This is a genomic window from Sphingobium sufflavum (assembly GCF_021403115.1).
GTDB classification, from domain to species: Bacteria; Pseudomonadota; Alphaproteobacteria; order Sphingomonadales; family Sphingomonadaceae; genus Sphingobium; species Sphingobium sufflavum.
Genome location: NZ_JAJSSH010000002.1, coordinates 1 through 14,153 on the forward strand (window position 1 = coordinate 1; position 14,153 = coordinate 14,153).

8 protein-coding genes are annotated in these 14,153 nt (G+C 58.9%); 1 reads left to right on the forward strand and 7 read right to left on the reverse strand.

All coding sequences use genetic code 11. The features are described 5' to 3' along the window. Window positions 1–354 precede the first annotated feature (354 nt). From LWE61_RS20750 to LWE61_RS03270, 3 genes are all read right to left on the reverse strand, one after another. Window positions 355–2,472: a DUF262 domain-containing protein gene (locus LWE61_RS20750; RefSeq protein WP_234148606.1), complete on the reverse strand. Its 2,118-nt coding sequence runs from the start codon at window positions 2,470–2,472 to the stop codon at window positions 355–357. Between the two features lie 55 nt (window positions 2,473–2,527). Continuing rightward, window positions 2,528–6,325: a hypothetical protein gene (locus LWE61_RS03265; RefSeq protein WP_234148607.1), complete on the reverse strand. Its 3,798-nt coding sequence runs from the start codon at window positions 6,323–6,325 to the stop codon at window positions 2,528–2,530. A 105-nt stretch (window positions 6,326–6,430) separates the two neighbouring features. Further along, on the reverse strand, window positions 6,431–6,661 hold the full coding sequence (locus LWE61_RS03270; RefSeq protein WP_234148608.1) for a helix-turn-helix domain-containing protein: 231 nt from the start codon (window positions 6,659–6,661) through the stop codon (window positions 6,431–6,433). Window positions 6,662–6,750: 89 nt separating this feature from the next. On the opposite strand from LWE61_RS03270, the gene LWE61_RS03275 reads away from it, so the two are divergent. After that, the gene (locus tag LWE61_RS03275) at window positions 6,751–7,536 is read left to right on the forward strand and encodes a hypothetical protein (RefSeq protein ID WP_234148609.1); all 786 of its coding nucleotides are present in this window, start codon (window positions 6,751–6,753) and stop codon (window positions 7,534–7,536) included. 115 nt (window positions 7,537–7,651) lie between these two features. Here the strand turns inward: LWE61_RS03275 and LWE61_RS03280 are convergent, their stop codons facing one another. From LWE61_RS03280 to LWE61_RS03295, 4 genes are all read right to left on the reverse strand, one after another. Continuing rightward, complete coding sequence (locus LWE61_RS03280) at window positions 7,652–9,094, reverse strand: hypothetical protein (protein ID WP_234148610.1); 1,443 nt, start codon at window positions 9,092–9,094, stop codon at window positions 7,652–7,654. 527 nt (window positions 9,095–9,621) lie between these two features. Then, window positions 9,622–10,821 carry a tyrosine-type recombinase/integrase gene (locus LWE61_RS03285; protein ID WP_234148611.1) on the reverse strand — a complete coding sequence of 400 codons (1,200 nt, stop codon included), beginning with the start codon at window positions 10,819–10,821 and terminating at the stop codon, window positions 9,622–9,624. A 362-nt stretch (window positions 10,822–11,183) separates the two neighbouring features. Next, a complete protein-coding gene (locus tag LWE61_RS03290) occupies window positions 11,184–11,681 on the reverse strand; it encodes a class I SAM-dependent methyltransferase (protein WP_326490598.1) in 498 nt (165 codons plus the stop codon). A 149-nt stretch (window positions 11,682–11,830) separates the two neighbouring features. After that, window positions 11,831–14,140, reverse strand: coding sequence for an FtsK/SpoIIIE family DNA translocase (locus tag LWE61_RS03295; protein WP_407696185.1), 2,310 nt, complete (start codon window positions 14,138–14,140; stop codon window positions 11,831–11,833). Window positions 14,141–14,153 lie beyond the last annotated feature (13 nt).

Sequence of the window (14,153 nt, forward strand, 5' to 3'; positions counted from 1 at the left end):
CAATATCAACATCCCGATCCCGCCGTCTGGTCATCACCAAACGGACGCAACTAAACCATCGAGATGGGGGTCCCTTTTAGACGCCGATCACCCCCATAACGGGGTCCTTTTTGCACGCCGATCCACAGCGAGATGCATCGGCCTCCCGAGAACCACATATTTCAGCAACAACGTGCTGCCTTTGACTAGCAGCGTTGGTTCGAAACCATTATCGCCTTTGGCATACTCAAAGCGTACCAGTTCCGGGCAGGCTAGAAATTCCGAGCGATTATGATCTGCCAGCCAGTGCATTTTCCATATGTGGCATAGATTGGCTGCTTGACGAAAGATGCCCGTAGATACCGCGCCTCGTCATCAGTTAGCCATTGCGGGCAACCCTTGCCGCCACTCATCCGCGAGTAAGTCGGCTGCGGTTCCGGGAAGGCGAAGCCGCCAATCCATCCATCCGTTCCGACTCGTGCCCGTCACCATCCGCGATGCTGCCGTGAAGGTGGAGGCCAGACCGTCCAAGCTCTCGATCCGCATTCCACCTTCGATGATAAGGCCGTTCCAAACTTTGTCAGCATAGCGGAAGCTGCATTCTGTTCCGATGGGAGGCAGGCCAGCGGCATAAGCCATCCCACTGCCCGATCCTGCCGGAATGGCACCCTCCGGCCTATCAGGCGCACCCCAAACCAAACGGGCTACCTTAAAAAGAGTCAATCCGCGCTCGGCTACGGCTTCTTCGTCCCAACTCTGATAGGCTCCCAATTCCCGGTTGAGTGCAAGCGACGAGTGGGCGCGAACGGCAGGCATTTTCACGTCGAATGGTCCGTTCGATACTGACGCATTGAGGCTGTGCGTCAGTAGAGTCAGGTTGCCCATCTTGTTGATGCACATGCTCCGGGCGATCTCGGTATCCACCGTCCCCAGAATGTCGATTTCCCCTTCTATCTGAGAAACCGGCCAGTTGTCGCGCCACGACTGAGGCATGATATGCTCGATGGTCAGCGCAGAGCGGATTTCGATGTCCTCATTCAACAGGGACCGTTTGCGCTGTTCGATCCCCTCGAAAATCAGGCGCAGGCGGGGTTGCCTCGCATTCTTGTATTGATCCCGGCCAAGCCAACCGTTCCGGAATTCCGCGTCGTCGGGCCAACGATCAATGTCCGATGTCCGGCCCGAGAGATATTCACGCAAGTTTGCGGCAATGTCGCCCTCTGCCTTGCGTAGCCATTGGACGGTGCCGACGAAGAACCGATTGTAGTTCTTGGTTGTGAGGCCGCACACGTCCCGGCGCAGGATGTAACTTTTCAGGGATGCCAGTGCATCGGCCAGCGCCATCTCATCGCTGATCGTGTTGGCGAGGTAGATCACCAGCGGCATCGCCGTTGAAACGTCGAAGGCTTCGGCAAATCCGCCAAACTGCCCCAAGGCATCATCCTTTGATTGCTCGAACAGCCGACGCTCGATTGCCGCTGTTGCCGAAATTGCCTTCAACTCATCCTCGGTGGAGGCAAAGGGATGCTGAGTGAGAACCCACTTCCGATAGGTATCGAACAGACCGTCCACGGAAACCAAGTCCGCCAAGTGCATCGAAAGGTGGTCCGTTAGCATCCACACCAGACGGGGGCGGAACAAGCGCCCCCTAGAGGCTGGCGTCTGCCAGAATGAGCCGTCCAGCGGCAGCCAGTGCATCGCATACAGCTTGTCGATGTTGAGCGAACCGGCAGACTGGCCCAAGCCCTTTGCCCGTTGGAAAATGAAGTTCCGCATGAGGTCGCCGGGAGTCAACTCCACCCCTCGGCTGTTCAATGTTTCAAAGATCGTCTGCGGATCGTCGCCACCCTCCAGTTCGATGGAGACAACCGCCAGCCCCTCTTTCAGCGCCTCGAAAAGCCGCTCCAACCTATGCTCCTCATATTCCCCATCATCGGGCAAAACATGATTTCGAACCCGCTGGAGGAAGTAGGCGTGAGCCTCGGTCGAGCGGCGCACATAGCTGGCTTCATCAATCACAGCCGCTTCAATCTCTGAGGGATCGGCGGAAGGGTCGATGAGCGAGACAAACGCGCGGCGATCAGTCAGAGAAGGCCACAGCTTGTAGCGTTCGACCGCAGGGGTTTCCATGACCCCGCTGTTCAACAGGTAGTCCTGAATTTCCGCGCCGTAGGCCGATCCAAATTCGTTCGCCACGTCCCGCAATGCGGATAGTAGGATTTGAAACGTCGTAAGGCGCTGCTGGCCGTCGATAATCTCGTAAGCCTGGACCTGCTTGCCGAAGGTCTTGACCTGGCTGATGACTATCGCCCCCATGAAGTGCGGGGTCAGGGTGGTCCGGTCGGTGTTAAGCCGGTCAACGGCCCGCTCGATGTCCTCCCACAGCAATTCAAGCTGAGCAATCGGCCAAGCATATTGCCGCTGATAGAGGGGGATGAGGTATCGCTTCTTGCCGTCGAAAAGATCGACGATAGATCGTGTAAACGGCTTCACTGAATACCCCCTAATTCCCCTGATCGCTCACAGCAGCGATATATGTCCGTTAAAACTACTCAAACGCCTCTTCTCGCTCGGTTTCTCGCTCTCGTTCATGGTTTGCCCATGCCTTGAGATTGGTGACTTGCTCTGTAACCCACGCTCGAACGTCTTTATCGAGGTGGTCCGCTATCGCGCTGAGATATTCACGGCGGCGATCCAAAATGACCGAGAGATTTCCAGACCAGCCATTTGGGCGCATTCGGTCCGCGTTACTTTTCAGGAAGGCTGCCCGATCCGGTGCCCTTTCCAGCCCCTCCAGAAACAGCGGGGATAGGCCGTTGTCGTCATCAAAATCTTTGGTGGCAAAGACGTTCAACGAACGGCTTACGAGCGGGTATCTCACAGCGGGAGCTTGATCGACCCATGACCAGAGAACGGCGGGATCGACTTTTTCAAGCGGAGATTGCCTACTGAGGCCGATATTTCCGTAGATCGAGTCCTCATCGTCCGCTTCGGACGCCAACAGAAATTTGTCTAGGGCAACTATCGGCTGCACCTCAAATAGAGCGTCGAACGCATGGTCTAGGTTGAAGGCATATACCTCGCGGGCGGCAACTTTAGCTTTGAGCAGGCGGCATAGCTCACGCGCACCGGCCTCGCCTCGCGGACCAGAATAGCATTCCGCGATGGTCTGTTGGACTCGGTACTCCCTAACGTCCTGAGTGTTCTGGTAGTCCGTGCGGAGCAGAAGTTGATGCCCGATGTCGAGTAGAACGCCCTCCACCTCTAGACCGTCAGTTTTTAGGCAGTAGGTCGCCATGTGGAAGATTTCGAGTGCAGTTGCAGTGCCCCCTTCCAGCCCGCAGAGATCGTCCAACATTCCCGCAAGCGCCTCTTGCGGAGCGGGGCCGATGACTCCTGAGGCTAAGGAATAAAAGCTGTGAGCCTTGATATGCCCTGACGAGATTGCTCTCCTCAGTCGCGCAATAGCTTCGTCGTTCATCTCCGCCTGCGCTTGGAGATATACAAAATGAGGAGCCATATCTGGATCGTTGAGCATCTCATCGAGGATCGCTGACCCAAGCGCGGCATCAGTTCGATTGAGCTTGTGCAAGAATCCACCAAGGATCGTGGAATTACGTTGTTCAACTGGAAGCGCGAGTAGCGCGGTGCGAAGCGTTTGCCATGTCTCCGCCAATGGCACCGAGGACTGAGCTAGCCCCACGCCAAAAGAGAAAGCGCGAGGAGCATGATTGGCTTGCAGGGCTTCGGACAGGAACGGCGTCAACAATTCCTTTTGGCCGCCAAAGTCTCGTCCGATGGCTTCCGCCTTCTGCGCTAACCGTTCGTGGGCGGCTGCATAGTCTCTTTCACCGTCCCCGTGGTCATCACCGTCGAGAAGGTCGAAGCCTGATCCTCTGCCCTCCAAAACATAGGCTTTCGCTACATTAAGCGGATCGGACGGACGTAGTTGTTTCTCTATGGCCAAAATCCGACTTTTGACCTCAGGCTTCCAGTTCTTGCCGTCGAATTGAATAGCGCCACGAACAGCGAGCCACCCGTCGATCCATTCCCCGTCTTTGAGAAATTCCGTCACAGCAGCCTCAATGGCGCCGAGGCAAGCTTCGATTCTCAGAACGCCTCGCAAACCGGCCGAAACGATGCGCCTGATCTCTGGACGCATATGGACATCTGCGCTCAACTCAACAGCGAGATTGATGCCGTCGCTATACCAATTCCAGATGTCCCCATAGGTCGGCGGGTGCCAGCCAAAATCTCTAGGACGCGCGCCGAAGTCGAAGTTTGATGAGGAAGAAAAATGCCCGGATTGTAGCAGAGCACGCATCGCGAGATGCCCGCAGCGGACGGAGCCGGAGTCGCCGCTGGCGTAAAGGCTGCGGATCAATTTCCGCCGCTGATCGGGAGGCGCTTGGGTGCCTGAAAGATGTAGGTGGAAGAGTTCCTCGAACGATCCACGGGCTGCGTTATGATTTTCCTTCGGGGCCTCCGCTGCCACGAATTTTCCTAGCAGCACCGCCGCGCGATCAAACAATTCCGTATCGTAGGCCAGCGACTTTAGGATCATCGTCAACTGCCAGCGCGAAGATGATTTCGGGTTGAGTATTGCGGCTCCCTTGGGGCCTGCCACTTCTTCCTCCATACGCCGCAGAACGGCCTCCGGGGCGACCGGAGCGATATTGCGGAGGAGTTGGAGGGATTGGTCATCTCCGACCATGAGATTGCCTAGTGGGCCATCTGCACGAAGCCAGCGCGCGGTAGCTTGTTTGGCTTGGTCGTTGTCATGCAAATAACCGAGTCTTCGAGTCAGAGACTTTTGCATCCGAGGTGGGACGTTAGCGCAGAGCCTATCCAACTCGTCCGCAGGTATGCGCTCCAACGCCTGCGCTGCCAATCGGTTGGCGATCGCATGGGGTAACAGCGCCCTCCATCGTCCACGCGATTGAACGACAGAACGCCGCTTTAGCTCAGCGACGAAGGCATAAAGCTTTGTGGCGCTGATACCGGCGATAGGAGCTAGCATCGCAAGCTCGCCAGATGCCGAGGTATCGGTTCCGTCGAACGAGTAAACCAAGGAAAGGGCTTCTGCCGCGCTCAGCAAGTCATCGCTATGGTCATTACGCTGTTGGAAAATGCGAGCAAAAAGCTCGCGATCTTTCAGATTTCCAAGCGTGTCGCCCTTTTTCAGAGTGTCAGTCAGCACGCCAGCTACGCGAAAATTGCCACCGCTAAACTCGGCTATTCGGTCGCGATCAACTTGGGAAACGTGATCGAAATTTGCCTTTAGCCATTCCCCAATCGTACCCTCCGAGGCGGCTTGCAGTCTAAAAACCTCTGTTCGTTCTGGCTCGTCGTCGCGGACGTCATATTCGACCGTAATAAGGCTAAGCTTGCTTTTGCTGCTGGCGCAGATTTTCGCCAGATCGGAATGGGTTTGTGGGTTGCAGTTATCTACAACGAGGATGGCCCGCTGGCCTGTTTCAACCAAACTCAGAGCCAGTTGCTTTGCGGTAGGGTCCGGGGTTTCGGAGTAGTCGGTATAGACGGCAAGAGACGGATCGAGCGCGTCGGCTCCAACTTCGCTTTCAAACAGGGCCTGAACCAGCCTCGTTTTGCCGAGGCCAGACATTCCGATTAGCCGCACACATTGCCCAGGCAGAGCCAAGGCCTCTCTTATGCAATTGATGCCTTCTATAATGGGAAGAACGGTTTGCTCCTTTGAGCGAGCATCAACCAAACAGGCCGCGTCATCCGTTATATATTTGCCATCCCCGCCAACGCGGATGCCCGACCAGTCTCCCAGCGACTGCCAACCAGAAAGGGGCCGTCCAATGCGTGCCCGGACCCATGCCGCAACGCCGGCATATTGATTGACCCAAAGCGCAAGGCGTTCGCGATCATAGAAATCAGTATGCACCTTGTGCGCCGAGGCGTGCCCCGAAAAGGCATCTGTCATGGCTTTGCGCCGGTTTTGAAGCGGCTTATCGGCCACAGAGCCTTGCGAGCTTACAATGACATAGGCCCCGCTATCGTCAGCCAGATCGCCTAGAACAGTTCTCAGAGCGCCGTTCGGCTTCATCTCGCCCGTAATGGCCGCAGGCCCCATGTCAGGTTTCTTGACCTGAAAGCCCAATGGAGTGCGAGGGATGAAATCTCCGGCGTAGACGCTGCCGAGAAGTTCAACGCGAACGTCAAGGCCGCCATCGGCTGCGTTTTGATCGCCACCTGCGGTCACACCTGAAACAGGAAGCACCTTTGCGTTTAACTCTGCGATTGCCAAGCGAGCGACCAGAGTGCGCAACTGCACATCATCAAGTCGTTGTATCTCGTCTCCGGTGACTTCGAACATTGCCGCTCCGATCAACTTACCGCCGAAACGATATACGACCGTCGCTTGCGACAAAAGGGGAACATTAAAGCTGGATTGGAGAAAGCATCCGTTGCGCGTTTCGGTTCAATTTGCCGCCGGAAGCTCTCTCGTGAGTTGAGCTAAATCGCAACGAAGGGCAACGCACAGGCGGCAGAGGACCGTAAAAGTGACGTTGCGCTCTCCACGCTCCACAGCGCCGTAATATGACCGATCCACATTGGCCGCTAAGGCAAGCGCCTCCTGCGTCAGGCCGATGCTCTTACGCTGCGTCCTGATCCGTTTGCCCAATTCAAGAAGGATAGCCCCTTCGTCCATCGAGTAGGATAGACGGCAAATGATGACTTTCAGTCCACGGGCATTTATACCTCATTTTGGGGTTGCGATTTTCCGGGGGCTGACTGCCAATGTATCGAATAGCTATCGTTCTTGTGGCGTTGGCCTGCGCCACGGATGCTTTGGGTCAATCCACCAGCACGACGATGGATATGGGCGGCGGGATGACCCACGTTGATACGATGGGACCGAGCGGCGCAATGAGTTCGTCCAATTGCATGAACGTGGGCGGGGGCATGGCCAAGTGCAATACGATGGATATGAGCCAGCCACAGCGCGCCAATCCAATGCCCGACATGAGCCGCCCACAGACTAACGGAACGACAACCAGCTTCATTGGCGGCCTGATTGGGCAATCTCGGGAACGCTCCTTTCAAAAGAAAGTGGGGCAAATGCTGGCAGCGGGCGATTGCATTGAAGCATCGACGTTCGCCCATGCTCATGGCCACGAGGCGCAAAGCGACCAAATTTTGCGGTCCTGCCGTTTCAACCAGCCAGCGGCCGCCAATACCGAAGCGGCCCCACGGCAAGGCGTTGCCCAGCCAATTCCATTGACAGAGCGGCTGAGGTTGGCGGCTGTAACGGCCAACGCGGCAACGCCGATAGCTCTGGACGAAATCACCACGGTTTCGAAGGTCGAGGCAATTGGCAGTCAGATATTGTTGACCGCCACCGTCAACGCCACAGGTACGACGATTTCCGAACCGTTCCGATCCAAGGTGCAGAACCGGCTTTGCGCCGATCAATCAGCCCCCGCCTTGCTTACTGCCGGGGCGTCCATCCGTATCAAGTATTTTGAGCCGAACGGGAAAGAAATTGGCTCTGTCATGGTGACACGAAATGAATGTGGATTGTGAAATTTATTCACGACCGAGCCGGTGCAAGAGCTTTCCTTACGGGTTCCCATTAATGGTGTAAGATCATAGATATTAAGGTCATTCTAATTTTATAGATTATCCAACTAGAAATCATTCAATTGATGTCTGGATTCATTCCGAACCTATGGAAATGGGCTTGGTTCATCAACTCTTCCAACCTATCCCTTTTATTGACCGTCGTTATGAAAGAGTCGTGGACCGACAGGGCGACCCAGCCTTCGGCCATCGCTGTTGTCACGATCTCCAAAGCTATGTCGGACTCCAATCGCATCAACCGCAAACCCGCGCCTGTCTTGAAGGCATCGGCAATCGGCTGGTGCCGTGCCTCAAGCAAAGCCACGATCTCCCGCAACGTGAAACCCGGCGGAAGGGCAAGATGGTCCGGCAACTCCTTTTCGTTCGGTCGCCTTTTTCCGTTTATCAGCACCTGCATCGCCCATTTGACTAGGCGACGGAAATTATCGCCAATCTCGGGCAACGCATACAAGTCCCCGTCGCAGTTCAGCCCCCGTTCGGCATAGAGCATCCGAGGATGGCAGTTCCCATAATCCAGTTCCACCGTGGACTGTCCGTTGATGGTGATCGCTTCCCGCAGTCCCTCAGAAATGTGCATCCACCAGCCGCCGAACATGCGCCCGCCCTGACCGAACCTCGGGTTATCCTGATCCCCGTTGTTGAACACGCGGTAGATGTCCGTCCCGAATGTTTCCGGTAGCCGGTAGGGCGTTCCCGTCCGGTCTGGATCGGCGTTGCGTTCGGTCAGCCAAAAGTCCAGTTGCTCCGGGGCCAAGCCAAGCGAAATATCCTGTAGCCTGTAGAAGGCATTGATTGCCGCTAAGGTTGCCGTCCATTCGGCTGTTTCGGCAGTTGGCTCGAACGTGATCCGCTTGCCCTTACGGGGCTGGACCAATCCGCCCTTAGTCCAGTCAAATTCGGGCTGAGGCTTCGGCCCAAAAAGCCTGACCAGTTCCTCGGCTGGTATGCTTCGCCGGATCGACTGCGCCGTTATGCCGCATTCCAGAGCGATGCCGATCAGTGCTTCGGCCGGAGCGTAGGAGGATGCCGACGATGGCGTTACGGAGCCGTCTTGCATCTTTCTCCCCGTTATGGTCCTAAACAACCCCGCATCCGCCAGAGCGTCCACAGCCTCTCCTAGCGCGCCGTGGCGCATCCATGACGGGCTATCCTCATACCACTCCGCATCTGCCTTCCTGAAATAAAGGACCGAAGGCAGAACGCGGAAAAAATGCGCCCGCATGGCGTTCGCCAGCAACCGGCATATTCGCTCGGTATGATTGGATTGCGCCGCTTGGTTTCGTTTCCTTTGCCGTGGTCGCACCTCATCAAAGACTGCCAGCACCTGCTCCACCAGTGCCATCCCCTCGGGATTGCGGATTTCGATAAATTCATCGAAGAACGTTCCTCTTCCCGGCATCAAGACAACCTCGCCGGATTGCTCCGGCTCGGCTGGCTCCACGTCAAAAGCGAACACGTCGAAGGGTTCGGCCAAAAGGCCGGGGTCAAACATCCCTTCCATGTCCGTTAGCCCCGGATCGCGGTTACGAAGGCTTCCACCTCTTCCCGGACGTATCGAGCGCAAGCCCCGATGTAGCGGGGTTCAAGATCGAAGGTGCAGGGTTCACCGTGTCGGCGCTTATGCCGCTGTCCCCGCACCCACGCGGACGACATACAGAGGATACGCGCAACTTCTTTGTCAGAATAAAATTCAGGACTCGCATTCATGGCGATCTCACTTTTACCGTAATGCGATAGACGGTAAAATCGCGCCAGAATGCCTCAGAGACTACTCCTCAGTCGCTACAACCCAAAAGGGCAACTCCAGTTACGGACCCCTATCGCAGGGCCATCGCCGGAATTAATGCAACTGGTTCTTCTTTCGTCCCTTAACCCCCGAAGGGGCGCTTTCTAGTGTCCTTCACTTTACGAAGCACCATGCCCGTGGCCATATTATACCAACATCGGATCGCAAACGCAACGGTTCCAGCGAACAGCCGAATGACTAGACTTTGCTAGACCGGCGCTAGACCCTTAAACCGAGGAAAATCAGCCGAAAGCCGCCGCCGCTTCCTTGTCTCCGCGATCAACGGCATAGTGTTTTGCCAGCATTGCCGTGCCGGTATGCCCAAGGCGTCCCGCAACCGTGCGGACATCAAATCCCTTGCCAACTAGGATGGTGGCATGGCTTCGGCGAAGGTCGTGCAAGCGAACATCTTTCAGCCCTGTTTCTTTCCAGAGGGCGGTCAGCGCGCGTTTCAGAGTGGTCAGGGACAGGGGGAAAAGCCGCTTGTCGCCTTCCTCGCGTGGCAGGGCTTGGAGCGCCGTCAGAATGTTCCGCATTTCCGCCGTGCAGGTGACATAGCGGGATTTGCCATTCTTGGAGTTTAGCACTTCCACAACGATATGCTCGGCATCGACCTCCCGCACATTGTCCCATTCCAGCCCTAGGATTTCAGAACGGCGCATCCCCGAGTTGTAGGCCCATGCAACGAAGTGACGAAGCCATCCGCGCTTCTCTTGCGGCATCAACTCGCGCCGTTCCTCCTGCTCCTGTTCGATCCGGTCGCAGGTTTCCAGAATGACTAGCCATTCTTTTTCGGTAACGAACCGCTGCCGCTCCTCACCCGCCTTGACCCGCTTAGCGTGCTGTGAGGGATTGGCGTCGATAACGCCCTCTTTCACTGCCTCATTCATGATCGAATTGAAGGTGTTTAGCTGCCGTTTGACCGTGGCAGGGGCGAGCGTGGCACTCTGCTTCCCGATCCAGCGGTTCACGTCCGCCACGGTGATCGCATTCAACGCAATCTTGCCGAACGTCGGATTGAGCGCCGTCTTCACATGGCCGTTGCTGATCCCATAGCCTTTGAGCGTTGGCTTTCGCCTTTCCAGCCATGCTGCCGCATAAGTGGCGAAGATTTCGGCTTGAGCCTGTTCCAATGGCTCATTGCGATCCGCGAGGCCCTGTAGGCGGTCCCGCTCGGCTTCTAGCTGTTGCCACGTCCACGACGCCCTGTTGCCTGCTTTGTGCTCTACTGAGCCGCCGGGGGGTACTGAGCGGCCATTATAGATGCCCCCGTGCGGCAGCCGGACCTTGATCCATACCGTGAAGGACTTCGCCCCCCGGAACAGTCCTATCCCTTCGCAGTAGGCCGGACGCTTGGTCATCACGGGAGGAAGCGACGCCTCCAAATCTTCATACTTCGCATATCGACCTGGCCGACCGATTGGGCGCTTCACTCCTGCCATGTCCGATCCCCTTCCGGTTGCATCGGGAGTGGCATAGCATCATTTTCAGTGGGGAATCGAGTGGGGAATTTCAAACGGCATCAAAATGGGGTGCCGATTTCACCCCACTAAATCCCCACTCGGAACGCTGGAAAATTCGGATAAACGCTAAAAACGGCAGAAACGCCTAGGTTTCAGGAATGGCGGAAATCCGGGAACGGCATGAACGGCGATAACGCCAAAAACAGATGATGCCGACCTTGCCAAGGTTGGGGTCGAGGGTTCGAATCCCTTCGCCCGCTCCAGTCGCCGCCTGTCCGGTCCTTTGATCCACCGGCGGGCAAGAGCGCACGAAGCACCTCCTCAGCCAGACTATTTCTTCGTCAGCCCGATTTCCGCAGGGCCAGCCATGTCCAGCGGACGCCGTTCGACCGGTTGCCCGCCTGAACAGAATCGGCCTCCACCCTCCGCACCTGTTCGAACCCGTGACGTTTCGCCAGCGCGACCGTGCCGTCCACCGACACGGGGAACACCGGCCGTCCTTCGGCGCCGGGGCCATGGCGCAGCGACAGGATCAGCAGGCTGTCCGGGGCGGCAATCGCGCCAAGGCTGGGCATCGCCTCGGCCCGCGCCGGATCGTCGAGATGCTGCCACACCGCGCATAGTGTCAGGAGGTCGAACGGCCCATGGGCGCGCGTGCGGTTCAGGGCGGGCAGGCGGTCGTCCAGCCACCGGATCGCCGGATACGCCGGGTCGCAATGCCGCGCCCTGCCAGCGTGGCGCAGGGCATCGACCGGTTCGACGGCCAGCCCATCATGACCCTGCCGCGCGAACCAGGCGGCGCCGCGCCCCGTGCCCGCGCCGATGTCCACCACCCGCACCGGCGCGCTGGGCCGCAGGTCGAGGACCGGGGCCTAGAGCGTGCGTGAATCCACCGCCTCGAACCGCGCGATCAGGTCGGGCGCGGCGGCGGCATAGCCGGCCAGACTATCTCCCACCCGCGCCTCCATCCGGACCGCGGCCTGCACCGTCAGAGCGGATGCCCGCTCTCGTCGCGCAGCACGTCGCGGCGGCCGACATGGTTGGGCGGGCCGACCAGGCCTTCCTCCTCCATCTTCTCGATCAGGCGGGCGGCGCTGTTATAGCCGACGCGCAATTGCCGTTGCAGCCAGCTTGTCGACGCCTTCTGGTTCTCGAACACCAGCTGGCAGGCCTTGCGATAGAGTTTCGCGTCGGCGCTGTCGTCGCCCAGATCCGCACCGTCGAGCGCAAAGCCGCCGTCTTCCGGTTCCTCGGTCACGGCGCTGATATAGTCGGGGGTGCCCTTGCTGCGCCAATGGTCGGCGACGGCGCGCACTTCGTCATCCGACACGAACGGGCCATGCACGCGGGTCAGGCCCTTGCCGCCCGCCATGTACAGCATGTCGCCCTTGCCCAGCAGCTGCTCGGCGCCCTGTTCGCCCAGGATGGTGCGGCTGTCGATCTTGGAGGTGACGAAGAAGCTGATCCGCGTCGGCAGGTTCGCCTTGATGACGCCGGTGATGACGTCGACGGACGGACGCTGCGTGGCGAGGATGAGGTGGATGCCCGCCGCGCGCGCCTTTTGCGCGATGCGCTGGATCAGGAATTCCACTTCCTTGCCCGCCGTCATCATCAGGTCGGCCAGCTCGTCCACCACCACCACGATCTGCGGCAGCGGCTGGTAATCGAGCTGTTCCTCCTCATAAATGGGCTGGCCAGTCTCAGGATCATATCCGGTCTGCACCCGGCGGCCCAGCGGCTTGCCCTTCGCCTTGGCGGCGCGCACCTTCTCATTATAGTTTTCGAGGTTGCGCACGCCGATGGACGCCATCATGCGATAGCGATCCTCCATCTGCTCCACCGCCCATTTCAGCGCGCGGATCGCCTTGTCGGGCGCGGTCACGACCGGGGCGAGCAGATGCGGAATATCGTCATAGATGCTGAGTTCCAGCATCTTGGGGTCGATCATGATCAGGCGCAGCTCGTCCGGCGTCATGCGATACAGCAGCGACAGGATCATGCAGTTCAGCCCGACCGACTTGCCCGAACCCGTCGTACCCGCGATCAGCAGGTGGGGCATGGGGGCGAGGTCCGCGACGATCGGCTCGCCACTGATGTTCTTGCCCAGAATGATGGGCAGCTTCGCTCCCTGATCCGCGAACGCCTGGCTGGTAATGAGCTGGCGCAGCACCACCGATTCCCGGTTCACATTGGGCAGTTCGATGCCGATGACGGTGCGGCCCGGAATGGTCGCGACACGCGCCGACAGGGCGGACATGTTGCGCGCGATGTCGTCGGCCAGCGCGATGACACGGCTGGCCTTGATGCCCGGCGCCGGCTCCAGTTCGTACATGGTGACGACGGGGCCGGGGCGGACCTCCGTAATATGGCCCTTCACATGGAAATCGTCGAGCACGGACTCCAGCAGCCGCGCATTGCGCTCCAGCGCGGGCTTGTCGATCTTCACCTCCTGCGACTGCGGCGGTGCGCTCAGCAGTTCAGGGGAGGGCAGCGAGCCGTTGCCGAACAGGTCGTCCTGGCTGGATACGGGGGCAAAGGCCTTGGACGCGGGGGTGCCGGTCTGGATGGTGATCGGCGGCTTGGGGCTGGTGTCCACCGGCTTGCGCGGTTCGGCCACGCGGTCCCGGTCGCGCTCCGCCCGCTCCGGCTGGTCGAAGGGCACGTCGCCGCGCTCCGCCCGTTCGGCCTTCGCGCTGCCCCGGAACAATTGCTTCACCGGGGCGAAGGAGACGCTGGGCACGGTGGGGCGGGCAAAGCGGAACAGCGGCTTTTCCAGCGCGAGGCTGCGGATCCAGATCAGCACGCCCGCGCCCAGCAGCACCAGCATGGCGATGCCCAGCACCCAGCGGCGCACGCTCTCGTCCATCACCGCCGCCAGGCTGAGGATACCGCGCGCCGCGACCAGGCCGAGCAGGCCGCCCCATCCGGCGGGCAGGCCGACCAGCGGTTCCGGCTGGAACAGCGACAGCGACAGGCCGATCAGGAAGATACCGAGCAGGCATTTGCCAATCTGCCCCTGCCATCCCTTCATATCCTGGTCGAACCACATGCGCCGGGCGCTGATGAGCATCAGCGGCAGGGCGAGGCCCACGGGCACGCCCATCAGCCACAGCAATATGTCGGACGCCCATGCGCCGGGCGTGCCCAGCACATTGGCGACGACCGACCCGGCCTCGGTGTTCATCGACCGGTCGGCGGGGCTGTAGGTCAGCAGCGCCAGCGCCAGCATCAGCGCGATGGCGCACAGCGCCACCGCCGTGCCCAGCGCCGCCATGCGTATCAGGCTGCGCTTCAGCATGACGCGCCATTCC